The organism is Amycolatopsis bartoniae, assembly GCF_014191255.1.
Classification (GTDB): Bacteria; Actinomycetota; Actinomycetes; order Mycobacteriales; family Pseudonocardiaceae; genus Amycolatopsis_E; species Amycolatopsis_E bartoniae.
The window spans coordinates 1-23,915 of sequence record NZ_JACHWH010000018.1 but is presented as its reverse complement, the minus strand read 5'-3'; the positions used below and the strand labels follow the sequence as shown (position 1 = coordinate 23,915).

Annotated in this window: 23 protein-coding genes and 1 pseudogene; 14 read left to right on the top strand and 10 right to left on the bottom strand. The window is 72.2% G+C overall.

Features of this window, described 5'->3' with window-relative positions; translation table 11 throughout:
- The first annotated feature begins 19 nt into the window (after nucleotides 1-19).
- From FHX82_RS35600 to FHX82_RS35590, 3 genes are read left to right on the top strand one after another with little or no spacing between them, the layout of a single operon-like run.
- Nucleotides 20-694: a response regulator gene (locus FHX82_RS35600; protein ID WP_145935277.1), complete on the top strand. Its 675-nt coding sequence runs from the start codon at nucleotides 20-22 to the stop codon at nucleotides 692-694.
- Nucleotides 691-2,091 (top strand): ATP-binding protein, encoded by a 1,401-nt coding sequence (locus FHX82_RS35595; RefSeq protein ID WP_145935278.1) that lies wholly within the window; start codon nucleotides 691-693, stop codon nucleotides 2,089-2,091. Before FHX82_RS35600 ends, FHX82_RS35595 begins: the two co-directional genes overlap by 4 nt.
- Complete coding sequence (locus tag FHX82_RS35590; protein WP_183177041.1) at nucleotides 2,088-2,576, top strand: hypothetical protein; 489 nt, start codon at nucleotides 2,088-2,090, stop codon at nucleotides 2,574-2,576. Before FHX82_RS35595 ends, FHX82_RS35590 begins: the two co-directional genes overlap by 4 nt.
- On the opposite strand, the gene FHX82_RS35585 is transcribed toward FHX82_RS35590, so the two are convergent.
- A complete protein-coding gene (locus FHX82_RS35585) occupies nucleotides 2,524-3,693 on the bottom strand; it encodes an acyltransferase family protein (protein ID WP_145935279.1) in 1,170 nt (389 codons plus the stop codon). The genes FHX82_RS35590 and FHX82_RS35585 overlap by 53 nt on opposite strands.
- A gap of 89 nt (nucleotides 3,694-3,782) precedes the next feature.
- On the opposite strand from FHX82_RS35585, the gene FHX82_RS35580 reads away from it, so the two are divergent.
- Complete coding sequence (locus FHX82_RS35580) at nucleotides 3,783-4,229, top strand: DUF6314 family protein (RefSeq protein WP_145935280.1); 447 nt, start codon at nucleotides 3,783-3,785, stop codon at nucleotides 4,227-4,229.
- A 322-nt stretch (nucleotides 4,230-4,551) separates the two neighbouring features.
- Nucleotides 4,552-4,920, top strand: a pseudogene (locus FHX82_RS35575) (class I SAM-dependent methyltransferase); the annotation flags it as partial.
- A 161-nt stretch (nucleotides 4,921-5,081) separates the two neighbouring features.
- Here FHX82_RS35575 and FHX82_RS35570 read toward each other — a convergent pair.
- The 5 genes from FHX82_RS35570 to FHX82_RS35550 all read right to left on the bottom strand — a co-directional run bounded on the left by FHX82_RS35570 (nucleotide 5,082) and on the right by FHX82_RS35550 (nucleotide 11,271).
- Nucleotides 5,082-6,509 (bottom strand): MDR family MFS transporter, encoded by a 1,428-nt coding sequence (locus FHX82_RS35570; RefSeq protein WP_145935281.1) that lies wholly within the window; start codon nucleotides 6,507-6,509, stop codon nucleotides 5,082-5,084.
- Between the two features lie 60 nt (nucleotides 6,510-6,569).
- A complete protein-coding gene (locus FHX82_RS35565; protein ID WP_145935303.1) occupies nucleotides 6,570-7,883 on the bottom strand; it encodes an amino acid permease in 1,314 nt (437 codons plus the stop codon).
- 112 nt (nucleotides 7,884-7,995) lie between these two features.
- Nucleotides 7,996-9,312 carry an NtaA/DmoA family FMN-dependent monooxygenase gene (locus FHX82_RS35560; RefSeq protein ID WP_145935282.1) on the bottom strand — a complete coding sequence of 439 codons (1,317 nt, stop codon included), beginning with the start codon at nucleotides 9,310-9,312 and terminating at the stop codon, nucleotides 7,996-7,998.
- Nucleotides 9,312-10,229 (bottom strand): ABC transporter substrate-binding protein, encoded by a 918-nt coding sequence (locus FHX82_RS35555; protein ID WP_145935283.1) that lies wholly within the window; start codon nucleotides 10,227-10,229, stop codon nucleotides 9,312-9,314. The genes FHX82_RS35560 and FHX82_RS35555 overlap by 1 nt, the downstream gene beginning before the upstream one ends.
- Nucleotides 10,230-10,329: 100 nt before the next feature.
- Nucleotides 10,330-11,271 carry a helix-turn-helix domain-containing protein gene (locus FHX82_RS35550; RefSeq protein ID WP_145935284.1) on the bottom strand — a complete coding sequence of 314 codons (942 nt, stop codon included), beginning with the start codon at nucleotides 11,269-11,271 and terminating at the stop codon, nucleotides 10,330-10,332.
- A 71-nt stretch (nucleotides 11,272-11,342) separates the two neighbouring features.
- Here FHX82_RS35550 and FHX82_RS35545 point away from each other — a divergent pair, with 71 nt between their 5' ends.
- Entirely contained in the window at nucleotides 11,343-12,371 is a 1,029-nt protein-coding gene (locus FHX82_RS35545) for a saccharopine dehydrogenase family protein (RefSeq protein ID WP_145935285.1), read from the top strand.
- A gap of 16 nt (nucleotides 12,372-12,387) precedes the next feature.
- Nucleotides 12,388-13,371, top strand: a complete 984-nt coding sequence (locus FHX82_RS35540; protein WP_444541921.1) for a methyltransferase — start codon at nucleotides 12,388-12,390, stop codon at nucleotides 13,369-13,371.
- A gap of 56 nt (nucleotides 13,372-13,427) precedes the next feature.
- On the opposite strand, the gene FHX82_RS35535 is transcribed toward FHX82_RS35540, so the two are convergent.
- Entirely contained in the window at nucleotides 13,428-14,015 is a 588-nt protein-coding gene (locus FHX82_RS35535; protein WP_221216956.1) for a maleylpyruvate isomerase mycothiol-dependent enzyme family protein, read from the bottom strand.
- Nucleotides 14,016-14,298: 283 nt separating this feature from the next.
- Between FHX82_RS35535 and FHX82_RS35530 the strand changes: the two genes are divergently transcribed.
- The 3 genes from FHX82_RS35530 (at nucleotide 14,299) to FHX82_RS35520 (ending at nucleotide 17,461) form a co-directional block, all read left to right on the top strand.
- Nucleotides 14,299-14,727 (top strand): Fur family transcriptional regulator, encoded by a 429-nt coding sequence (locus tag FHX82_RS35530; protein WP_145935288.1) that lies wholly within the window; start codon nucleotides 14,299-14,301, stop codon nucleotides 14,725-14,727.
- Between the two features lie 24 nt (nucleotides 14,728-14,751).
- Nucleotides 14,752-17,034, top strand: a complete 2,283-nt coding sequence (katG, locus tag FHX82_RS35525) for a catalase/peroxidase HPI (protein ID WP_145935289.1) — start codon at nucleotides 14,752-14,754, stop codon at nucleotides 17,032-17,034.
- 85 nt (nucleotides 17,035-17,119) lie between these two features.
- A complete protein-coding gene (locus tag FHX82_RS35520) occupies nucleotides 17,120-17,461 on the top strand; it encodes a putative quinol monooxygenase (protein WP_145935290.1) in 342 nt (113 codons plus the stop codon).
- On the opposite strand, the gene FHX82_RS35515 is transcribed toward FHX82_RS35520, so the two are convergent.
- Nucleotides 17,458-17,997, bottom strand: a complete 540-nt coding sequence (locus tag FHX82_RS35515; protein ID WP_145935291.1) for an AfsR/SARP family transcriptional regulator — start codon at nucleotides 17,995-17,997, stop codon at nucleotides 17,458-17,460. The genes FHX82_RS35520 and FHX82_RS35515 overlap by 4 nt on opposite strands.
- Nucleotides 17,998-18,188: 191 nt before the next feature.
- A complete protein-coding gene (locus FHX82_RS35510) occupies nucleotides 18,189-18,998 on the bottom strand; it encodes a polysaccharide lyase family 7 protein (protein WP_229880681.1) in 810 nt (269 codons plus the stop codon).
- Between the two features lie 120 nt (nucleotides 18,999-19,118).
- Between FHX82_RS35510 and FHX82_RS35505 the strand changes: the two genes are divergently transcribed.
- Both FHX82_RS35505 and FHX82_RS35500 read left to right on the top strand, forming a co-directional pair.
- Nucleotides 19,119-19,310: a hypothetical protein gene (locus tag FHX82_RS35505; RefSeq protein ID WP_145935292.1), complete on the top strand. Its 192-nt coding sequence runs from the start codon at nucleotides 19,119-19,121 to the stop codon at nucleotides 19,308-19,310.
- Nucleotides 19,311-19,357: 47 nt separating this feature from the next.
- The gene (locus FHX82_RS35500; protein WP_183177040.1) at nucleotides 19,358-19,519 is read left to right on the top strand and encodes an alpha/beta fold hydrolase family protein; all 162 of its coding nucleotides are present in this window, start codon (nucleotides 19,358-19,360) and stop codon (nucleotides 19,517-19,519) included.
- A gap of 3 nt (nucleotides 19,520-19,522) precedes the next feature.
- On the opposite strand, the gene FHX82_RS35495 is transcribed toward FHX82_RS35500, so the two are convergent.
- Complete coding sequence (locus tag FHX82_RS35495; protein ID WP_145935293.1) at nucleotides 19,523-20,284, bottom strand: 3-hydroxyacyl-CoA dehydrogenase; 762 nt, start codon at nucleotides 20,282-20,284, stop codon at nucleotides 19,523-19,525.
- Nucleotides 20,285-20,531: 247 nt separating this feature from the next.
- Here FHX82_RS35495 and FHX82_RS35490 point away from each other — a divergent pair, with 247 nt between their 5' ends.
- Nucleotides 20,532-22,112, top strand: coding sequence for a glycoside hydrolase family protein (locus tag FHX82_RS35490; RefSeq protein WP_145935294.1), 1,581 nt, complete (start codon nucleotides 20,532-20,534; stop codon nucleotides 22,110-22,112).
- 74 nt (nucleotides 22,113-22,186) lie between these two features.
- Nucleotides 22,187-23,915 (top strand): acyclic terpene utilization AtuA family protein (locus FHX82_RS35485; protein ID WP_183177039.1); only part of this gene is annotated, 1,729 nt, incomplete at its 3' end.

The window sequence follows — 23,915 nt, the reverse complement described above, 5'->3', positions numbered from 1 at the left end:
CCGCGGCGATACTGGGCCGGTGGCGTCGATTCTGCTCATCGAGGACGATCCCCTGGTCCGGCGCGGGCTCCAGCTCGCGCTGAGCCGGCACGGGCACGGGGTCCGCACCGCCGAGACCGGGGAGGACGGGCTGCGGGAGTTCCGCTCGTCCACACCGGACCTGGTGGTGCTCGACCTGATGCTGCCCGGCATCGACGGGTTCGAGGTGTGCCGCCGGATCCGGACGGCCGGCGAGGTGCCCGTGATCATGCTGACCGCGCGGGGCGACGACTTCGACGTGGTGGGCGGCCTCGCCGCCGGCGCCGACGACTACGTGGTGAAACCGGCCCGGCCCACCGTGCTCGACGCGCGGATCCGCGCGGTGCTGCGCCGCGGCACCGGCCCGGCCGAAGGCAGGCGCGTGCACCGCGACCTGGCCATCGACCCGGTGGCGGTGACGGTGTCCCTGCGGGGCGAACCCGTGCCGCTGACCCCGACCGAGCTCCGGCTGCTGCTGACCCTCTCGCGCGCGCCGGGCCGGGTGTTCAGCAGGCAGCAGCTGCTGGAACAGGTGTGGGAGCACGACTACCTCGGCGACTCCCGGCTGGTCGACAACTGCGTGCAGCGGCTGCGCGCCAAGATCGAGACCGAGCCCGCGGCCCCGGAGTACGTGCAGACCGTGCGCGGGTTCGGCTACCGCTTCGGCCCGGTATGAGCAGGCTGTGGCCCCGCGGGCTGCGGGCCCGGCTGCTGGTCGCCTTCGTGCTGGTGGCCGTCCTCACCGCCGCCGCGGTGGCCTGGTCGAGCGCCGGTTCGGCGAGCACCGCGCTGGTCACCTCGGCCCAGCAGCGGCTCACCGAAACGCTGTCCGGCCAGATCGCCGCGGCCGCCCCGCAGCTGACCTATCCCCCGGATCAGGCCGCGCTCGACCGCCTGCGCGCGGCGGTCGGTCCGGACACGCTGGTGACCTACCGCGAGCTGCGGGCGGGCGACGGCGCCACGGGCCTGGTCACCGACGCGCTGCGTGCCGCCGTGCACGACCGGCTCGTCACGCAGCGGATCACCGCCGGTGGTGTCCCGTGGCTGCTGGTCGGTACCCCGGTCATGGTCACCGCGCCGGACGGCACGCGGACGCCGTCCGGCATCGAGGTGTACGCCTTGCGCGACCTCAGCGGAGTCGAGCAGCAGCTGAACGCCCTCGCCCGGACCGCGATCGGCACCGCCGCGCTGGCGCTGCCGGTCGCGGTGCTGCTGGCGCTGCTGGCCGCGCGCAGCGTGGTGCGCCCGGTGCGCGAACTGCGCGACACGGCGCGGCGGCTCGCCGCCGGTGACCTCGGCGCGCGGTCCCCGCCCCGGGGAGCCGACGAGCTGGCCGAACTGACCGTCACGGTCAACGAGATGGCCGAGTCGGTGCAGGCGTCGATGGCGGCACAGCAGCGGCTGCGGGCCGACGCCAGGAGGTTCGCCGCCGACGTCTCGCACGAGCTGCGTACGCCGCTGAGCACGATGACCGCCGTGGTCGAGGTGCTGGCGGCGACGGCGGACGGGATGACGCCGGAGGCCCGGGAGTCCGCGCAGCTGGCGATCACCGAGACCGCCCGGCTGGTCCGGCTCGTCGAGGACCTGATGGAGGTCTCCCGCTTCGACGCCGGAACCGCGCACCTGCGGCTGGAGGAGGTCGACGTGACCGCCGCCGTGCGGGACTGCCTGCGGGCGCGCGGCTGGCTGGACCGAGTGGAACTCGTGGCGCCGCAACGGGTTTCGCTGCGGGCGGACCGGCGCCGGCTCGACGTCGTCTTCGCGAACCTGGTCGGCAACGCGCTGCGGCACGGCGCGCCGCCGGTCCGCGTGCACGTGTCGGCCTCGCCCGACCAGGTGTCCGTCGAGGTCACCGACAGCGGGCCGGGCCTGCCGGAAACCGTGCTGCCCCACGTGTTCGACCGCTTCTACAAGGCCGACACCGCCCGTACCCGCACTCCCGGCAGCGGGCTCGGGCTGGCCATCGCGCTCGAGAACGCCCGGCTGCACGGCGGCGACCTCAGCGCGGGCAACGCGGACGGCGGTGGGGCGCGGTTCGTACTGCGGCTGCCGCGGAACGGGGAGGACCGGTGAAACGGATCTGCTTGCTGGCAAGGGCATTGCTGGCATTGCTGGCATTGCTGCTGACGGCCTGCGGCGTCGAGCCCACCGGGCCTGCCGACGGCGGCGAGGCCCCGACCGGCGTGGCGCCCGGGGTGACGTTGTACTTCGTCGACGCGAACCACCAGCTGCGGCCCCAGCTGCGCGCAACCGGCCGTCTGGGCTCGATCTCCGAGGCCGTGTCGTTGCTGCTGCAGGGCCCGGGGAGTTCGGGTCTGCACACGGAAATCACCTCCGTCACGACGACGCGGGTCGTGGTGACCACGGCGCCGGGCCTGGTGCAGCTCAGCGTGCCGCTCGCGGCGCGCGACGTGACGGCGCTGGGCATCGACCAGATCGTCTGCACCGCGCTCGGGGTGCACGTGCAGAGCGGCGGTTCGCGGAACGACCAGGCGCAGGTCGGGTTCACCCTGGCGAGCCCGGAGTCGGACCGGCGGCGAACGTGCCCAGCTCCGTGACCTCGACCGGCGGCGGGGCCGGCGCGGGCAGTACCACCCACAGCAGGGCGAGGCCTGTCATGACCGCCGCGAACGCGGCCGCGCCGGCTCGTCCCCTGGCCCACTTCGCGTGGAACCGGACGGGATCTTCCACCAGGTACTTCGACAACGCGGCCAAGCCGGCCGAGACAACGCACAACACCACCGCGGGCTGCGCGGGGAACAGCACGAAGACCGGCCAGTGCCACAGGTACAGGCTGTAGGAAATCTCCCCGGTCCAGCGCAGCGGCCGCCAGGCGAGAGCCCGGGCGACGAGCGTGTGCGGCGCCCGGGCACACAGCCCGATCAGCAGCGCGGAGGCCAGCGAGTGCGCGAAGAGGCCACCCTCGAACAGCCAGGTCGCCCGCACGCCGTCGGCGAGCACCCACACCGCGCCCAGCCCGGCCACCAGCAGGAGCAGCACGGCACCGGCCCGGCGGCCCGCCTCGCGGACCGGCCACGTGGCCACGAGTGCGCCCAGCAGCAGGGAGAACGCGCGGGTGTCGGTGCCGGTGTAGACGCGGGTCGGGTCGGCCGGGTCGGCGAGCGCGACCATCAACGCCAGCGACGCGACGGAGGCCAGGGCGGCGAAGACCGCGACCCGGCGCCGCCGTGCGCCGCGGGCCAGGACCAGCAGCAGCACCGGCCAGGCCAGGTAGAACTGCTCCTCGACCGCGATGCTCCACAGGTGCTCGAACACCCGGCCCGGCCCGAACCGGTCCCAGTAGCTCGACGACTCCGCGAGCAGGTGCCAGTTGACCAGGTTCGCCTGCACCCACGGGCCGTCCGCGAGCGTGGTCCGGACCACGTCGGGTGGGGCCACCAGCCGGACCAGCACGGTGACCACGGTCAGCAGCACCACCAGCGCCGGGAGCAGCCGCCGGATCCGCCGGCCCCAGAAGGCGACCAGCGACACCGTTCCCGTCGTGCCGGCCTCCCGCAGCAACTGACCGGTGATGAGGTAGCCGGACAGGGCGAAGAACAGGTCCACCCCGAGGAACCCGCCCGGCAGGACGCCGCTGTGGAACAGCAGCACCCCGAGGATGGCGACCCCGCGCACCCCGTCCAGGGCGGGCAGGTGCGCACGCACGAACGTCATGGCGCCGACGGTGCCGGGGCCGTGTCCGGACCCCGTCCGCGGCACGTCGCGGTCCTGTCGCGGATATCCTCAGGGCGGGAGGGAACGGGATGACGAGCGAGGTCCGGCCCGAGGCGCGGCTGTTCGCCGCGTTGCCGGGCGAGTGGACGATCACCAGGGTGCTGCCCGGCATCGGCCGGATGACCGGCTCGGCCCGCTTCCGCCCGGCCGGCGCCGGCCTGCTGCACTACCGGGAGGACGGCCGGCTGACCCTCCACAGCGGACAGTCGCTGGAGGTCTTCCGCGAGTACCACTACCGGCTGGAGGAGGGGCAGATCCGCATCTGCTTCGCCGAACCCGGGCCGCCGCGGACCTTCCACGTGCTGCGGCTGGACGAACCGGGCGGCGCCGCCTCCGACGTGCACCTGTGCGGCGCGGACACCTACGCCGGGCGCTACGAGTTCCCGGACGACAACCGGTTCACCATCCGAATGCGGGTCACCGGGCCGCAGAAGGACTACTCCATCGAGACGGCGTACGAGCGCGCGGTCAGCTGAGCCCGGCCTTCGCGGCGTAGGCGGCGGCCGCGGTGCGGGTGCACCACGAGTGTCGACACAACCGCCGGACGACCCGCCGAGCAGGCTGACCCGCTCACCGGCCTCGTCGACGACGGCGCCGAGCGCGGCGACTTCCTCGGCCAGTGCGGTGATCACCGGTCCGGCACCGTCCGACAGCCCACGCCACCGTGCGCCGCCCGCGTTCGCGAAGCGCACAAGGGGTTCCTCAGCCACCATCTTCCGGAGCCCAGGTGGCCCGATCGGGCCAGCGGAAGGGCATGGGCGTGGTCGGGTGGACTGTCGGCGAGTGGAGGGAGAAGCCATGACCGAAGGGGTTGCCACGGCGCCGCGGGACGGGGTCCGGGAGCGGTTCGGGGCGGCGCTGTACGAGCTGTTCCTGCGCCGCGGCGAGCGGCTGGGCCTGGCCGCGCGCCGGGCCGCGCTGCTGCGGCGCGCGAGCGGGACGGTGGTGGAGATCGGCGCGGGCACCGGTCTCAACGTCGAGCACTACCCGGCGGTGGCCGGGCAGGTCGTCCTCACCGAGCCCGTGCCGGCGATGTACCGGCGGCTGGAGCACCGGGCGGCCACCCGGCCCGTGCTCCGGACGGTCCCGGCGTCCGCCGACGCCCTGCCGTTCGCGGACGGCAGCGTCGACACCGTCGTGTCGACGCTGGTCCTGTGCACGGTGCCGGACGTCGGGTGCGTGCTCGCCGAGGTCGCGCGGGTGCTCCGGCCGGGCGGTCGGCTGGCCCGCAGGCAGTCGCGGTTCGCCCGGCCCTGGGCGGCGTTCGCCCAGGGCTGCCGGTGCGACCGGGACCTCGTCGGCTTCATCGAGGAGCCGGCGCGGCGTGGTCACGCTGAGACGTCGCTGGAGCGCGGCAGCTTCGCCGCCACCGCGACCGTCAGCAGGGCGAGCACCGCGGCCACGACGAAGGCCAGCCGCATCCCGCTCAGCTGCGCGGGCACCGGCGCGACGCCCTCGGCGACCAGCTGCCCGCTGCGCGCGGACAGCACGGTCACGACGAGCGCGGTGCCGAACGCGGCGGCCACCTGCTGCAGGGTGCCGAGCATCGAGCTGCCGTGGGAGTACAGGTGCGGCGGCAGCGCGTTCATGCCGAGGGTGAACAGCGGGGTGAACATCGCCGCGAGGCTCACCATCAGCAGCGTGTGCAGGGCGAGCACCTGCCAGTACGGCATCGACAGCGAGACCTGGGTGAACCCGGCGAGCGCGAGCACCATCCCGGCCGAGCCCGGCAGGACCAGCACCCGGCCGCCGAACCGGTCGAACACCTTGCCCGCGGCCGGGCCCAGCAGGCCCATCGCCAGGCCACCGGGCATCACGAGCAGGCCGGTCTGCAGCGGGCTCAGCCCGCGCACGTGCTGCAGGTAGATCGGCAGCAGGATCATCGAGCCGAGCATCGCCAGGAAGGCGACCGACATCAGCGCGAGCGCGAGCACGTAGGTGCGGTGCCCGAGGATGCGCAGGTCCAGCAGGGGCTCGCCGGTGCGCTGCAACCTCCGCTGGCGCAACACGAACACCGCGATGGACCCGAGCCCGACGGCGACCACCGCGATGCCGAGCCCGGCGCCGCCGCTGCCGCCGAACAGGCTCAGCCCGTACACCACGCCCCCGAACCCGAGTGCCGCCAGGACGACGCTCGGCCAGTCGAGGGAGCCCGGCTGCGGCGTACCCACGTCCCGCACCCTGCGCAGCCCGACCAGCATGACGACCGCCGCGATCGGTGCGACGACGACGAACAGCAGCCGCCACGAGCCGGCCTGCAGGATCAGCCCGGACACCGCCGGGCCGAGCGCGGGCGCGACCGACATCGCCAGCGTGACGTTGCCCATCACGCGGCCGCGGTCGTGCTCGGGCACCACGGTCATCAGGGTGGTCATCAGCAGCGGCATCATCACGGCCGTGCCGGCGGCCTGCACGATCCGCCCGGCCAGCAGCACCGCGAACGACGGCGCCACGGCCGCCAGGACGGTGCCGGCGAGGAACACGCCCATCGCGACCGCGAAGGCCCGGCGGGTGGTGACCCGCTGCAGGAACCAGCCGGTCACCGGGATCACCGCGGCCATGGTGAGCATGAACGCGGTGGACACCCACTGCGCCGACTGCTCGGTGACGTGCAGCGAGTCCATCAGCCGCGGGATCGCGTTGACCATGATGGTCTCGTTGAGGATCACGACGAAGGTGGCCAGCACCAGCAGGCGCACCACGGTGGGGGTGCGCTGGACGCGCCCGGTGGACGGCGGATCGAGTACGGCGGTCATGGGGTTCCTCGCTGGGGTCCGGGGTGTGTTACCCGTGCAGACCCCGGGCCGCGGCGGAACTCATCGGTGCCCGGCGGCGGCTTCGCTCCGGCGGCGGACCAGCGGGTACAGCAGCAGGATCACCGCGAGGCTGAGCACGCTCAGGTACAGCTGCGAGCGCGCGTCCGCCACGAACAGCATCGACACCACCACGGCCAGGGTGGCGGCGAGCGTGACCCACGTCAGCCACGGATAGCCCCACATCCGCAGGCTCAGCCTGCCCGGCGCCTCCGCTTCGAGGCGGCGGCGCATCCGCAGCTGCGAACCCGCGATGATGGCGTACACGAACAGCGCCACCGCGCCCGCCGAGTTGATGATGAAGTAGAAGACGGTGTCCGGCGCGACGTAGCTCATGATCACCGCCAGGTAACCGACCACAGTGGACAGCAGGATCGCCTTCCACGGCACGCCCCGCCTGCTGGTGTCGGCGATCCACCGCGGCGCCCAGCCGTGCCGCCGGAGCGCGAAGAGCATGCGGGAAGCCGTGTACAGCCCCGAGTTCAGCACCGACAGCGCGGCGGTCAGCACCACCGCGCTCACGATCGTTTCCGCCGCCGGGATGCCGAACCGCCCGAACGCGGCCGCGAACGGGCTGGTGTCGCTGGGCACGTCGCGCCACGGCGTGATCATCACGATCAGCGCCACCGAACCGACGTAGAACAGGATCACCCGCCAGGCCGTGGTGGTGGTCGCCTTGGTGACGGCCTTCGCGGGCTCCGCGGACTCGGCGGCGGCGATCGTGACGATCTCCGTGCCGAAGTAGGAGAAGATCACGATGACCACCCCGTGCACGACCGAGAAACCGCCGGTGGCGAAGAACCCGTCGAGCCCGATGTTGCCGACCGAGAAGGTGGCGTGCGGCCACCAGCCCAGCACGAAGAGCAGCCCCAGCACCAGGAACACGACGATGGTGGCCACCTTGATCGAGGCCAGCCAGAACTCGGTCTCCCCGAACGACCGCGCCGACGCCAGGTTCGTCGCCGTCAGCAGCATCATCAGGACCAGCGAGAACACCCACTGCGGCACCGCGGGCACCCAGCCGACGAGGATCTTCGCGCCCGCGACGGCCTCGAACGCCACCACGCCGACCCAGAAGTACCAGTACAGCCAGCCGATCGTGAAGCCCGCCCAGCCGCCGAGCGACTCACGGGCGTACTCCATGAACGAACCCAGCCGCGGCGAGGCGGCGGCCATCTCGCCGAGCATCCGCATGACGAGGACCACCAGCAGGCCCCCGATCGCGTAGGACAGCACGGCGGCCGGGCCGACCGTGTGGATCACGGCCCCGCTGCCGATGAACAGGCTGGCGCCGATGATGCCGCCGAGCGCGATCATGCGGACGTGCCGTTGCCGGAGGTTCGAGCGGGGCGCCGCTTCGGTTGTCTGGTCCACCCGTCCGATAGTGGCGCACCACCCGCCTACCGCGAAACCCTGTTGCGGAGCGTGATCAACGGCCGCTCCCCGCTCCCGGGCGCGGCAGCCCGAGGTGGTCCCGGAGGGTGGCGCCCGAGTACTCCGTGCGGAAGCGGCCCTTGCGCTGCAGGAGCGGCACCACCGAGTCGACGAACGCCGTCAGCTCGTACGGCAGCGTCGAGCCCATGATGGTGAACCCGTCGACCGCCCCGGCGTGCTGCCACGTCAGGATGTGGTCCGCGAGCTGCTCGGGCGTCCCGGCGAAGTGGTACTGGCCGGCGCCGCTCTTGAGATCGCGGGTGAGCTCCCGCAGCGACGCGTCCGGCCGGGCGCGGGCGGCCGCGTAGAGCTGCTCGGCGCGGCTCGACGGCGCGGCCTGTCCCGTCCACAGCCGCGCGGGCAACGGGACGTCCGGGTCGAACGCGTCCGGGTCGAGGCCCGCGGTGTAGAGCACGTTCTGCCAGCGGAACTCCGGGCTCGCCAGGTCTTCCAGCCGCCGCGCCTTCTCCCGCGCCTCGGCCTCGGTGCCGCCGAGGGTGATCATCAGGGCCGGGAGGACGAGCACGTGGGCCGGATCGCGGCCGGCAGCGGCCGCCTGGGCGTGGAGGTCGCGGCGGAACGCCACCGCGGCTTCGAGCGACGGCGGGCCGGAGAACACCAGCTCGGCGTACCGGGCGGCCAGCGCGACCCCCGCCGGTGACTGTCCCGCCTGGACCAGCACCGGGTGCCCCTGCGGCGAACGCGGGAACGGCAGGATCCCCTCGACGTCGTAGAACCGGCCGTGGAAGCGCGGCGCGTGCAGCTTGGCGCGATCCGCCCAGATCCCGCGCTCGCGGTCACCGACGACGGCGTCGTCCTCCCAGCTGTCCCAGGCCCGGGTGACGACGTCGACGAACTCGTGGGCGCGCTCGTACCGGTCGGCGTGCCCGGGATGCGCTGTCTCGCCGTAGTTCGCCGCGGCCAGCGGGGTGACCGTGGTGACGATGTTCCAGCCCGCGCGGCCACCGCTGAGATGGTCGAGCGTGGCGAACCGGCGGGCCAGCTCCCACGGTTTGCCGTAGGTGGTGGAACCCGTGCCGATCAGTCCGATGTGGTCGGTGACCCCGGCGAGCGCCGACAGCACGGAGACCGGGTCGAACTGCGTCTGCGGCAGGTGGGTGGCGCGGTACTCGGCGATCGCGATGTTGTCGGCCAGGAAGACGCTGTCCAGCAGCCCGCGTTCGGCGGTGCGCGCGATCTCCGCGTAGTACGGCAGCCCAAGGACACCGCGCACGTCGTCGCCGACGACCCGCCACGCCGACTCGTGGTACCCGTTGGGCCAGACGAACGCGGCGAAGTGCAGCTCCCCCATCAGGCCAAGCCCTGCTGGGAAAGCCAGTCCTTCGCCACGTCGGCGGCCGCCTCACCGTCGGAGTCGACCCGCGAGTTCAACGCGCGCAGCTCGTCCGTGGTCAGCTTCGCGCTCACCGCGTTGACCACGTTCGCGAAGTCCGCGCCCCGCTCGTCGAGCACCTTCCGGCTCACCGCGGGCACCACGTTCTCGGTGGGCTCGATGCCGAGATCGTCCTTGAGCACCACGTACTTCGGGTCACCGACCACCGGGCTCACCGAGTCGACCGGGATCACCGTGGCCGCACCGGAGTCGAGCTCCTGCACGCGCGGCCCGATCTCCTGCACCGTCTGGAAAGTCGCGTTCGTCAGGTGGTAGACCTCCTGGAAGCCGCGGAAACACGGCAGCCGCGTCTGGCACTCCGGGCCACCGGCCAGTACCACCTTGTCCAGCTTCTTCAGGTCACTGATCGTGGCCAGCCCCTTCGACTTCGCGAGGTCGGCCTTGACGAGGTACACGTCCTTGTCCTCGGCGGGCGCGTAGTTCAGCAGCCCGACGCCCTCCGGCTCGAACAGCTTGGCCAGCTGCGCGTGCTCGCCCTCGGCGTCCTTCACCGCCTCCTGGCCGAAGCCGGTGGTGATGGCCGCGCCCTGGTACTCGGGCACGAACTGCAGCTCCCCCGACTTCAGCGACGGGTAGATCAGCTCACGCGAGCCCAGGTTCAGCTTGCGGGTGACCGGATAGCCCTTCGCCTCGAGCGCGCCCGCGTAGAGCTCCGCCAGGATCTGGCTGTCGGTGAAGTTGAACGACGCGACGACGACGGGCGCCCCGCCCTTGCCCGGCGCGGCGGACTGGTCACCACCGCCCCCGCACGCCGCCAGCCCGGCGGCGGCCACCGCCACCAGCGCGGCCGCTCGGATGTTCCGGCTCCAGCCCACGTCCCCACACTCCTCGGTCGAAGATCACTCGTCTTCGACCCTAAACGGGCCCACCGACAAAACCCACATCGTGGGACGGCGGTCCGCAGTGGACTGTGTCTCACCCCGCGCCGCGGAACGTGCGGCGGTAGGCGTCCGGCGGCACCCCGACCGCGCGGTGGAAGTGGCGGCGCAGCGTCGCCGCGGTGCCCATGCCCGCCGCCGAGGCGATCGCGTCCACGCTGTCGCCGGTGGTCTCCAGCAGCTCCTGCGCGCGGCGGATCCGCTGCGCCAGCAACCACCGCAACGGCGTCGTCCCGGTGACCGCGCGGAAGTGCCGGGCGAGATGGCGGGAGCTCAGGTTCGCCTGGCGGGCCAGGTCCTCCACCGTGAGCGGCTGGTCCAGCCGCCGCAGCACCCAGGGCAGCAGGCCGGCGAGGGGATGCCCGTCCTGGGCGGGCACCGGCGTGGCGACGAACTGGGCCTGGCCGCCCTCGCGGTGCGGCGGCACGACGAGACGGCGGGCCACCACGTTGGCCACTGCCGAACCGTGGTCGCGGCGCACCAGGTGCAGGCACAGGTCCATCGCGGCGGCCTTGCCCGCGGAGGTCAGCACGCTGCCGTTGTCGACGTAGAGCACGTCCGGGTCGACCTCCACCCGCGGGTAGCGCGCCGCGAGTTCCGCCGTGTGCGCCCAGTGCGTCGTCGCGCGCAGCCCGTCCAGCAGTCCGGCCGCGGCGAGCACGAAAGCCCCGGTGCACAGGGAAACCACGCGCGCGCCCGACTCGTGGGCCGCCCGCACCGCGGCCACCAGCTCGGCGGGCGGCTCCTCGCCGACGTCGGCCAGCGCGGGCACGATCACGGTGCCGACCCGCGCCAGCCGGTCCAGCCCGGCATCCGGCTCCAGCAGGAAGCGGCCGACCCGGACGGGGTGCGTGCCGCACACGCTCACGTCGTACCAGGGGCCGGGCAGCGCGGCCGGGACGGCACCGAACACCTCGCAGGCCAGGGACAGCTCGAAGTGCAGCATGCCGTCGGTGGCGGCGACCGCGACGGAGTTCATGTCCGAAACTGTACGGGTCTCGTCGTTCCGGACACTGGGCAGCGGGGCCCGCGCCGGACAGGATTGCCGCCATGGAGCACTTCAGGGGTCAGCAGGTGGCGGTGTTCGGGGCGTACGGGCACACCGGCCGGTTCGTGGTCGCGGAGCTGCGCGAGCGCGGGCACGTTCCGCTGCTCCTCGGCCGCGACGGGGACAAGCTGAGGACGATGGCCGGGCCGGAACTGGAGGCGCGGCAGGCGTCGTCCGACGACCCGGCGTCGCTCGACCGCGCACTGGACGGCGCCGCCGCCGTGATCAACTGCGCCGGGCCCTTCGCCACGACCGGTGCCCCGCTTATCGAGGCCGCGTTGCGCGCGGGCATCCCCTACGTGGACGTGGCGGCCGAGATCGAGGCGAACGTGGACACGTTCACGCACTTCGCGGAGCGCGCGGCGGGCGGGATGGTGGTGCCGGCGATGGCCTTCTTCGGCGGCCTCGGGGACCTGCTGGTCACCACCGCGATGGCGGACCGGACGGCGGCGGACGAGGTCCACATCGCCTACGGCCTGGACAGCTGGCATCCCACGGCCGGGACGCTCGCCGCGGGCGTGGTCTCGGGGCAGCGGCGCGGTGGCCGCCGGGTCCGCTACACCGGCGGACGGCTGCAGTACCACGACGACGCGCTGCCGAGGTCCGAGTGGCGGTTCCCGGCTCCGCTCGGCCCGCAGAACGTCCTCGGCGAGTTCACCATGGCCGACGTCGTCACCGTGCCCAGCCATCTGGCCGTGCCGGAGGTCCGGACGTACATGACCGTGCAGGGGGCCGCCGACCTGTCGGCCGGCTCGGCGCCGGTCGCCGTCGACGAGCGCGGGCGTTCCGCGCAGACCTTCGTCGTCGACGTCCTCGTTCGCACCGGTGGCGCGGAACGCCGGGTGAGCGCCCGGGGGCAGGACATCTACGCGGTGAGCGCGCCGCTCGCGGTGGAGGCGGTCGAGCGGGTCCTCACCGGCCGCACCAGGACCACGGGAGTCGCGTCGGCAGGCGCGATGTTCGACGCGCCGGACTTCCTCCGCGCGCTGTCACCGCACCTGTCGGTGGATGTTCCGGTGCGGAGCCGTTGACGCTGGTGCCAGAGTAATTCCCGTGCACGAGGACGTCGCCGAGATCCGGAAGCTGGCCGGGCTGGCCACCCCCATGGCGCTGCGGGTCGCGGTGACGCTGGGGCTTCCCGACCGGCTGCGCGGCGACGGCGCCGGAACCGAGGAGGTCGCCGCGGAACTCGGCCTGTCACCGGTGGCGCTCGGCCTCCTGCTGAACCACCTCGCGACGCTCGGGATCGTCGAACGCGTGCCGCACGGCTACCGGACCACCGGGTACGGCGCGGCACTGTGCACCGACGCCGACAACGGCCTGACCAACTTCCTGCACCTGGACCTGGCCGGTGGCCGCGCGGAGCTGGCGTTCGTCGAGCTCCTGCACAGCGTCACCACCGGCGAAGCCGGTTACGCCCGCCATCACGGCCGCGACTTCTGGGCCGACCTCGCCGGACACCCGCACCTGCGCGAGTCGTTCGACGAGCAGATGACCCGGCGCCTGCGCGAACAGGTCCCGGCCATCGTCGCGGGCTACGACTGGGGCCGCTTCACGACGATCGTCGACGTCGGCGGCGGGCGCGGCACCCTGCTGGCCGCGATCCTGGCCGCGCATCCCCGCCTGCACGGGCACCTCGTCGACCTCGACCCCACCGCGACGGAGGCGAGGCAGACGTTGCGCGCGGTCGCCGGCCGGGCCCGGACGACGGCCGCCAGCTTCTTCGACCCGCTCCCGCCGGGCGCGGATGCCTACCTTCTGTGCGACATCCTGCACGACTGGGACGACGAGCACGCCCACCGGATCCTGGCGCGCTGCGTGGAGGCCCTTCCCCCGGCGGGGCGCGTGCTGGTGGTCGAACCGGTCGGCGGCCGCCGCGCGAGCACCGAGTTCGACCTCGCGATGCTCACCATCTTCGGCGGCCGCGAACGACGGGTGGAGGAGTTCGAGGCCCTCGGGTCCGCCCACGGCCTCGTCCTCGGCACGGTGACCGACCTGACCGGGCAGCGGTGCCTGCTGGAGTTCCGGTGAACCGGCGCTGTGGTCGCCGGACACCTGATGGGCAGACAGGCTCCTTGAGCGGGAGTTCAGGCGTCCAGGGGTTCGCCGCGCCAACGCCAGTGGGTTTGTCGCGGACGGCCGGGTAGTTCGGCCCGGTTGGTGGCCCAAAGCAGCGCTGTCCATGGGTCCACGCCGGCGACGTCGGCGGCCGCGTGCGGGAACATCCGGGCGAGGACACGTGCGCAGAGGTCGCGTGGTGGGTTGAGGGTGAGACCGAGATTTCGTGCGATGTCTTCAGCGTGCACGAGAGTTTCGACGCATCCCATGCCCGCGAAGCCGGCGGGATCCGCGATGCCGGTGGGATGATAAGCGCGAACGGATGGCGCTGCCGTGCGTAGGGTCGCGGCGGGGATTCCGCCACCGGTCGCAGCGAACTCCAGCACTTCCGCCGGCGTAGCGTCTTCGTCTGCGGCGGCGAGGAAGCGAACGTAGCGGGTGCTGGGCTGGGCGATGAGCTGGCCGGCATAGGAGATCAGGCAATCGCCGATGTGTTCGGCGGTGTGCCAGCTGTCCCAGTCCCCCGTTCCGGGCGTTGCCCGCCAGTCTCGGTCAGTCGCTGGGCGCAGTGTCTCCGCCATGGTGGAGATTGCCACGTCAAGATCATCGGCAGTCATCGTCACGAGGGCCTCCGCGGCGCGTTGATGGCGATCACTTCGCAATGGTGCAGGAGCGGCCGAGAATCGCGGTGGCGAGAACCTCGTCTCCGAAGACCTGGCCCCATTCACTACCGGAACTGGCCCACGGCCCACCACCACTACCCGCTGACGGCATCCTCCTCAACGCCTACCTCGGCGTGTGGTTGCTGGGCTGCTCGCCGTCACCGCAGCCGGAACAGCACCCGAAACACCCCGAAGCGAAACTTGATTTGTTCCAGACAACTGGACTAGGGTTCATGGCGTGACGGCGGACCTGGAAGCGCAGCTGCGCGCGGTGTCGTTGCGGGTGACGCGCCCGCGGCTGGCGGTGCTCGCCGCGCTGCGGGAGCATCCGCATGTCGACACCGAAAGGGTCATCGCGCTGGTGCGGGACGAGCTTCCCACCGTCTCACACCAGGCGGTGTACGACGTGCTGCGCGCGCTCACCGACGCGGGGCTCGTGCGGCGCATCCAGCCCGCCGGCGCCAACGCGCGCTACGAGACCCGTGTGGGCGACAACCACCACCACGTCGTGTGCCGCTCCTGCGGCGCCATCGAGGACGTCGACTGCACCGTCGGTCACGCCCCCTGTCTCACCGCTTCGGACGACCACGGTTACATGATCGACGAAGCGGAGGTCGTCTTCTGGGGCACCTGCCCCGAATGCGCGGCCGCAAGCACCCCCCAATGATCGGCTAGCTCGGAAAGGCTGCAGATGAGCGACACCCAGGACAACACCCCGTCGAGCGCACAGGGGGTGGACAAGAAGGCGGCGGCCGGGTGCCCGGTCGCGCACGACTCCGTGACCTCCCACGGCAGTGAGAGCGAGAACCCGGCGATCGACTCGCCGACCCCGAAGTCGTCGGGGCGTCCGCACACCGTCCGGGACTGGTGGCCCAACCAGCTCGACCTCTCGGTGCTGCACGCCCACTCGTCGAAGAGCAACCCGCTGGGGCCGGACTTCGAGTACGCCAAGGAGTTCGCCAAGCTCGACGTCGACGCGCTCAAGCGTGACATCGAGCAGGTGCTCACCACGTCGCAGGACTGGTGGCCCGCCGACTTCGGCCACTACGGCGGCCTGATGATCCGCATGAGCTGGCACGCCGCGGGCACCTACCGCACCTTCGACGGCCGCGGCGGGGCGGGCGACGGCGGGCAGCGGTTCGCGCCGCTCAACAGCTGGCCGGACAACGCCAACCTGGACAAGGCGCGCCGCCTGCTGTGGCCGGTCAAGCAGAAGTACGGCCAGAAGATCTCGTGGGCCGACCTGCTGGTGCTCGCCGGCAACGTCGCGCTGGAGTCGATGGGCTTCAAGACCTTCGGCTTCGGCTTCGGCCGCGTCGACACCTGGGAGCCCGAGGAGATCTTCTGGGGCCCGGAGGACGACTGGCTGGGTGACGAGCGCTACGTCGCCGACACGGAGATGGTGCCCGAGCTGGGTGCCACCGAGATGGGCCTCATCTACGTCAACCCCGAGGGTCCCCGCGGCAGCGCGGACTACATGGCGGCGGCCCACTTCATCCGCGAGACCTTCGGCCGCATGGCGATGAACGACGAGGAGACCGTCGCGCTGATCGCCGGTGGCCACACCTTCGGCAAGACCCACGGCGCCGGCATCGCCGACGACCACGTCGGCCCGGAGCCCGAGGCCGCCCCGCTGGAGGCGCAGGGCCTCGGCTGGCTCAGCACCCACGGCACCGGCAAGGGCCCGGACACGATCACCAGTGGCCTCGAGGTCACCTGGACCGACAAGCCGACCGAGTGGAGCAACCGCTTCTTCGAGATCCTGTTCGGCTACGAGTGGGAGCTCACCACGAGCCCCGGCGGCGCCAAGCAGTACGTCGCGAAGGACGCGCCGGAGATCATCCCGGACCCGTACGACCCGAACAAGAAGCACAAGCCGACCATGCTCACCACGGACCTGGCGCTGCGGTTCGACCCGGTGTACGGGCCGATCTCCCGCCGGTTCATGGAGAACCCGGACGAGTTCGCGCTGGCGTTCGCCAAGGCGTGGTACAAGCTGCTGCACCGCGACATGGGCCCGGTCAGCCGCTTCCTGGGCCCGTGGGTCCCCGAGCCGCAGCTGTGGCAGGACCCGGTGCCCGAGGTCGACCACGAGCTGGTGGGCGACTCCGACATCGCCGCCCTCAAGGCGAAGGTCCTGGAGTCGGGCCTGACCACCGAGCAGCTGGTCTCCACCGCCTGGGCGTCGGCCGCGAGCTTCCGCTCCACCGACAAGCGCGGCGGCGCGAACGGGGCGCGGATCCGCCTGGAGCCGCAGCGCAGCTGGGAGGTCAACCAGCCCGAGCAGCTCGCGCCGGTCCTGGAGAAGCTCGAAGGCATCCAGCGCGAGTTCAACGAGGCCGGCGGCGCGAAGATCTCACTCGCCGACCTGATCGTGCTGGCCGGTTCGGCCGCCGTCGAGAAGGCCGCGCGTGACGCCGGCGTCGAGGTGACGGTGCCGTTCCACCCGGGTCGCACGGACGCCAGCCAGGAGCAGACCGACGTCGAGTCGTTCAAGTTCCTGGAGCCGCGTGCCGACGGGTTCCGCAACTACCTGCGTGCCGGGGAGAAGCTGCAGCCGGAGGTGCTGCTCGTCGACCGCGCGTACATGCTGAACCTGACGGCGCCGGAGATGACCGTCCTCGTCGGCGGCCTGCGTGCGCTCGGGGCCAACTTCGGGGGCAGCAAGCACGGTGTGTTCACCGAGCAGCCCGGCGTGCTGACCAACGACTTCTTCGCCAACCTGCTCTCGCCGGGTACCCGGTGGAAGGCGTCGGAGTCCGAGGAGAACGTGTACGAGATCCGCGACGTGAGCACGGACGAGGTGAAGTGGACCGCCACCGCGGTCGACCTGGTCTTCGGCTCGAACTCGCAGCTGCGTGCGCTGGCGGAGGTCTACGCCAGTGACGACGCCCGCGAGAAGTTCGTGGCGGACTTCGTCGCGGCCTGGACGAAGGTCATGGAGCTCGACCGCTTCGACCTCGCCCGTTCCTGATCGCACTCCCCCGGCGAGCCCGGCCGATCCCCCCGGATCGGCCGGGCTCGTTCCCTTTCCGCCCCCGCGGCGGGAAGATGCGGACGTGAGCTTCTTCGTCCGCGCCCGGTTCGAGGTGCCGCCGCGGCGGCGGGCCGAGTTCGAGCAGCTCGCACTGGCGCTGCGGGAGCAGGCGCGGGACGAGCCCGGCACCCTCACCTACCGCTGGTTCTCGGCGGGCCAGGGCAGCTACACCGTGATCGAGCAGTACACCGACCCGGCGGCGGGGGTGGCGCACAACCAGCGGGCGGCCGCCCTGCTGGAACGGGTCGCCGGCTGCGCGGAGCTGATGGCGGCCGAGATCTACGGCTCCGTCGACGACCGGCTGCGGAGCTGGGCGGCGGCTCAGCCGCAGGTCACCGTCCTCCCGGAGGTCCCGCAAGACTAGGCGGCCGCCGGGTACGCGGCCGTGAGCTCCTCGCGGGCGGCGGCCAGCGCGGCGAGATCCGCGCCCACCGTCGCGTCGATGAACTCCTGGACGCGCTCGTTCGCGAACTCCTCCAGCACCGGTCCCTTCTCCAGCGCCACGGCCTGCGCGACGAGGCCACGCGCCACGCCCGGCGACGCCTCGTAGCGCGCCCGGCCGAGCAGGTGCACCGCGCGGTGCAGGTCGACGCTGAGCGGATCGGCGGTGAACTGGTACCGGGCGCCGATGGTGAGCACCGCCGCGTCCGACCGCGTCGTGCGCTGGCGGATCCGCGCCACCGCCTTCGTGACCTGCTTGCGCGCCGACCGGGGCGGCTGCTCTCCCCACAGCAGGTGGATCAGCGTGTCGATGTCCACCGCCCGGTTCACCCGCAGCACCAGCAGCCCGAACAGGCAGCGGTCCACGCCGCGCCCGAGCACGACCTCCCCGTCGGGGAAGTCCACTTCCACGTCACCGAAGATCCGGTAGGTCGTCGCAGTGCCCATCGCAGTGCCCATCGAGACCGTCCTCCCACGTGATCACCCGCTGCGGCGATCGTGAGCCGGGGCGCGGACCGCGACAAGGACACTTGGGGAAGACTTGAGGAACTTGCCCGAACGACCGGCGCCGGACGTCCGCGCGCCTGCCACGCCCGCCGGACATGAGCGGAGGCGGCCGCCGTTCCGCGGGGAACAGCGGCCGCCCGTGTTCAGCTGTGCGCCACGGTGAGGGAGTAGAACTTCACCTTGGCGCCGTTGCTGGTGCTGCTGGACGAGGACTGGTTGTAGTCGCCGGCCTTGAAGTACTGGTGGTAGGCGGAGAAACCCGACGCGATCGGGTACGAGTTCGCCTGGCCGTTGACCGTCACCTGGATCTTGCCGCCGACGATCGCGATCACGTAGCTCCACTGCGTGCCGAGCGGCACGTTCGTCAGCGTGTGCAGCGTCTGCCCGCCGCTGGGCGAGTTCTCCAGGCCCAGCACCACGTCACCGTTGGCGTGGTAGTACAGCTCCAGCAGCGGTTTCGTCGACGAACCGCCGCTGCCGAGGTGGATCTGGCCGACACAGACGTTCGACGTCACCGAGACGACGCGCAGCCGCGCGGACAGCGTGTGCGTGCCGGACAGCGACCAGTCGGCGGCGCTGCCGTTGGAGTTCATCTCCCGCAGCTCGGTGCGCGCGTAGTTCGAGTTCGGCGTGGTCACCCCGGATTCGGGATCCCAGAAGGTCATCGACCCGTCGTTCTTGTCGGTCCAGAAGTACGCCGGGTTGCTGTACCCGTTCGCGCCCTTCAGCTGCGACGGGCCGATCGTCGTCGGCGAACCCGGCGAGCCGATCGGCAGCTGCAGCTCCCACACCGACAGGTCGAAGTTGCCGCCCGGCGCGACGTCCGGGTTCAGCGCGGCGCTCGCGGACGCCGGGGCCGCGGCGAGTGCGGTGGTGACGGCGAGGGCGCCGCCCGCCAGCATCGCCAGTGTCCTGCTCCGTCCGCGACGGGTCCTGCCGTTGACTGCCTCCACGGAACACACTCCTTCGGGTCAGCCCCTCCACGCCTCACGGTAGGGAACGGCGGTCGAGTTTGTAAAGAGTCTTTCCGTATAAGGTCTGGACCATAGCGGTGATGGCAGACGGCACCCGCGGTGCGGCCGGAGCTGGTTTCGGGGCTCCTGCTGGCCAACACCGGCGCGCACATGCGCGGGGACGTGGACAGCATCCTCGGCACCATCGCGACCGCGTGGGGTCCAGGCCTGCACGCCGCCGTGCTCGACCGGTCGTTCGCGGAGCCGGTGCCGCCCGCGTTCCGCCAAGCAGCCAGCGGGACCGCGACCTGACGCCTGACCTGCCGGGGATCGCTTGCCCCGCAACGGTTCTGCACGGCGTGCACGATCGCGCCCGCTCGTTCGCCGACGCCGAGACCCTCGCGGCGCGACTGCCGGACTGTGAGCTGCGCACCGTCCACACCGGACACAACCCGGTGTGGGAGGACGCTCCGGCGGCCGCCGCCGCGGTGCGCGACCTCCTCACTCGGGCCGCCCGCTGACCCCTATTTCGGCGCCATCCGGATGGCGCCGTCGAGGCGGATGGTCTCGCCGTTGAGCATCGGGTTCTCCACGATGTGCCGGGCCAGCGCGGCGAACTCCGCCGGGTCGCCGAGGCGGGCGGGGTGCGGCACCTGCGCGCCCAGCGACGCGACGACGTTCTCCGGTGCCCCCGCGAACAGCGGGGTGTGGAACAGTCCGGGCGCGATCGTGACCACGCGGATCTTCAGGCTCGCCAGGTCCCGCGCGATCGGGAGCGTCATCCCGACGATGCCGCCCTTCGACGCGGAGTACGCGGCCTGCCCGATCTGCCCGTCGAACGCCGCCACCGATGCCGTGTTGACGATGACGCCGCGCTCCTCCCCCACCGGCTCGGTGCGGGAGATGCGCTCGGCCGCCAGGCGGATCACGTTGAACGTGCCGACCAGGTTCACGGTGAGCACCTTCGTGAACGCGTCCAGCGGGAACGGGCCCTGCTTGCCGACCGTCCGGTGCGCGTTCCCGATCCCGGCGCAGTTCACCGCGATTCGCAGGTCACCCAGCCCGTCGGCGGTGTCCAGCGCGGCGGTCACCTGCGCCTCGTCGGTGACGTCGGCCGCGGCGAACACCACCCCGTCGCCGAGCTCCCGGGCCACCTCCGCGCCCCGCGACGACGGCAGGTCCACGATCACGACCTTCGCTCCCCGGCCGTGCAGCTCCCGCACCGTCGCCTGCCCCAGCCCGGAGGCACCCCCGGTGACGAGGGCGACCGCGTTCCCGACCTCCATACCGGACGCTCCTTCCCGTTGTGACGAGTTCCCCGCCCCCGGCGGGGCACGCTCCCGATCATGCCCCGGCGGACGCCGGAAGCCGAGGGTTTTCACGGAACCAGCACGTCGGCGAGCCGCTGCTGCCGGTCACGCAGCGCCAGCACGGCGGACGGAGTAGTGACGGACCGCCGCACCGGCGGCAGGATGGGCCTCGGGAGAAAGCGCTTTCCGCCGCGCCCGCGGCACCGGGAGAAGGAGAACACCGATGTCCCAGCACTCTCGACGACTCTTCCTCGGCGCGGGCGCCGCGCTGTCCGCCGCTCCCCTGCTGCACCCTCTGACCGCGAGCGCCGCGCCCGCCGCGCGCGCTGGTCAGGTGCTGCTGCGCGACACGTTCGGCGCGATCAGCGGCTGGCAGCGGCACGGCACCGTCATGAGCCAGTCCCTGCCGTGGGAGACCTCGCTGCTGCAGGATCCGTGCCTGGTCTACGCGACGGGCGGCGGGCCGCGGTTCAAGATGTGGTACGGCTCGCTGTACTACGTCGGCTACGCCACGAGCGAGGACGGCGTCACCTGGACCAGGGCCGCGGAGCCGGTGCTGTCCCGGACACTCGACACCGAGCACAACAACCTGAACCAGCCCAGCGTGGTGTACCTCGACGGCACGTGGCACATGACGTATTTCGGCGTGGACGCCGAGGGCAGGGGCCGCGTGCACTACGCGTCCGCGGCGCAGCCGGGCGGGCCGTGGACCAAGCACGGCGTCGTCCTGGAGTCGACGATGCCCTGGGAGGACGACTACATCTACAACTCGGCGCTGTACTACGACCCGCGCGAGCGCACGTGGAAGATCTGGTACACCGCCGGGAAGATCGCCTCGGCGGGCGGTGAACCCGAGTACATCTGCTACGCCACCGCGAAGAACGCGGCCGGCCCGTGGACGAAGTACGCGGGCAACCCGATCGTCCGGCCGATGCGCGACGGCGGCTGGGCGTCGTTCGGCATCGGTGGTCCGAACGTCCGCCGCACGGCCGACGGCGGGTACGAGATGCGCGTGCTGGGCTGGCAGGCGGACTACCCGTCCCGCGGCGGGAAGCTGCTCTCGCGCGACGGGATCTCCTGGCACCTGGAGCGCGCGAACCTCGACCTCGACCTCGGCGTGGCGGGTGGCCCCGAGGACGGGATGATCTACCGCCAGTTCGTGGTGCGGCACGAGGGCACCGACTACGTCTACTACAACGCGAAGAACAACCGCCCCGGCTGGAACGAGACGATCGAACTGGCGGTGTGGCGCGACGGGCAGGAGATCGTCGACCCCGCGAAGTGGACGATGACGCAGGGCACGGCGATCCCGAGCGGCGCGTCGTTCGAGGTCGGCGGAAACCGCGTCACGTCACTGGGCAACGCGGTCTCCGGTGCCACGCAGACGTTGCAGGGCAACGTGGTGATCCCGGTACTGGACTACGAGCTGGCGGCCGAGGTCACCCCGCACAGCAGCGCCGTGGCCGACCGCGACGCGGTGTTGATGACGCGCTGCACCGACCGCCAGAACTACTACTACGCGGGCATCGCGTCGTGGGGGCAGCAGTACGCGATCGGGGTGCTGGCCGACGGGGTGAACACGAAGCTGGCGGGCACCGGAACGGCGTCGGACATCGCGCCGGACGTCCCGCACCGGCTGCGGTTCGCGGTGCAGGGCTCGGCGTTGACGCTGTACGACGACGACCGCGTGGTGCTGTCCGTTGTGGACCCGACGCTGATCCCGCCGCGCAGTTACGTCGGGTTGCAGAGCTCGACCCCGGCGGGCCGCACCTCGTTCGGGGAGGTGTCCGTGCGGGCACTGTGACAGCGGCCGGCGATTGACTCGCCCCGCCGGGGCTTCCTAGAGTCGAGCTCCTGGGCTCGCCCGAGGAGGAACCGATGAAGCGCCCGATCCGCATCGCCAACTTCTCCGGCTACCTCGGCGACCGCTTTACGGCCCTGGACGAGGCGGTGGCCGGTGACCCGGTCGACGTGCTGATGGGCGACTACCTGGCGGAGGTCACGCTCGCCGCGCTCGCCGGGCGCCACCGCCAGGACCCCGGTCTCGGCTACGTCGAGTACTTCCTCGGCCAGCTGCGCCCGAACCTCCGCGCGCTTGCCGGACGCGGGGTCAAGGTGGTCACGAACGCGGGCGGCTTCAACCCCGCCGGGCTCGCCACCGCCGTGCGCGAACTCGCCGAGGCCGAAGGGGTCACGCTCACCGTCGCCCACATCGAGGGCGACAACGTCGTCTCCCGGCTCGGCGAGTACGCCGGCGCCGGGCACCGGCTGGAGCACCTCGACACCGGGCAGCCGTTGTCGTCGTGGGGCGTGGAACCGTTGGCCGCCAACGCCTATCTCGGTGGCTGGGGCATCGCGGCCGCGCTCGCCGAGGGCGCGGACATCGTGGTCTGCGGGCGCGTCACCGACGCCTCGCTGACCGCCGGGCCGGCGGCGTGGTGGCACGGCTGGCGCCCGGACGACTGGGACGCGCTGGCCGGGGCCGTCGCCGCGGGACACGTGATCGAATGCGGCCCGCACGCCGTGGGCGGCAACTTCTCGGGCTTCACGCGGATCGCGAACGGGGTGACGCCCGGCTTCCCGATCGCGGAGATCGCCGCCGACGGCAGCAGCGTGATCACCAAGCACGCGCGCGACGGCGGCGAGGTCACCGTCGACACCGTGACCGCGCAGATCGTGTACGAGATCCAGGGCCCGCGCTACCTCAACCCCGATGTCACCGTGCACCTGGACACCCTGCGCCTGCACCGGGAAGGGCCCGACCGGGTGCGCATCTCGGGCGTCACCGGGTCGCCGCCCCCGCCGACGACGAAGGTCGCGGTGTTCGGCCTGCTCGGTTTCTCGCTCGTGAACACGGTCTACGTCACCGCGCCGGACGTCGACGCCAAGATCGAGCTGCTGCGTGCGCAGCTCACCCGGGACCTCCCCGACGGGATCGAGGACCTCGACCTCACCAGGATCGGCACGGCCGCGGAGGATCCCGAGACCCAGTGGGACGCCACGGTCGCGCTGCGGGTGATGGCGACCGCGAAGGACCGTGAAACGCTGGTGCGGCTCAATCTTCCGCAACGCCTGCTCAGCCTGTACCTGCAGAGCATTCCGGGCTTCTACCACGACGGCGGCACCACGATGCCCGGTTCGCCGCGGCCGCGCATCGACTACTGGCCCGCGACGCTGCCCGTGACCGCGGTGGCCCACCGCGTCGTGTTCGGCGACGGCCGCACGATCGAGGTGGCACCGCCGCCCCAGACCGCGCTTTCGCCGCAACCCGTGCACCCCGAACCGGTGGAAACGCCAGTGACACAACGGGTTCGCCGGGCGCCGCTGGGTGTGATCGCGCACGCCCGCAGCGGCGACAAGGGCGGCAACTCGAACGTCGGCGTGTGGGTGTCCGACGAGCGCGCGTGGCCGTGGCTGCGCACCGCACTGTCCACATCGGAGCTGCGCCGGCTGTTGCCGGAGGTCAAGGACCTCGACGTCGTGCGGCACGAGTTCCCGCACCTGCGGGCCGTGCACTTCGTGCTGCGCGGTCTGCTCGGCACCGGCGGCTCGTCGAACCTGCGGGTCGACCAGGTGGGCAAGGCGATCGGCGAGTACCTGCGGGCCC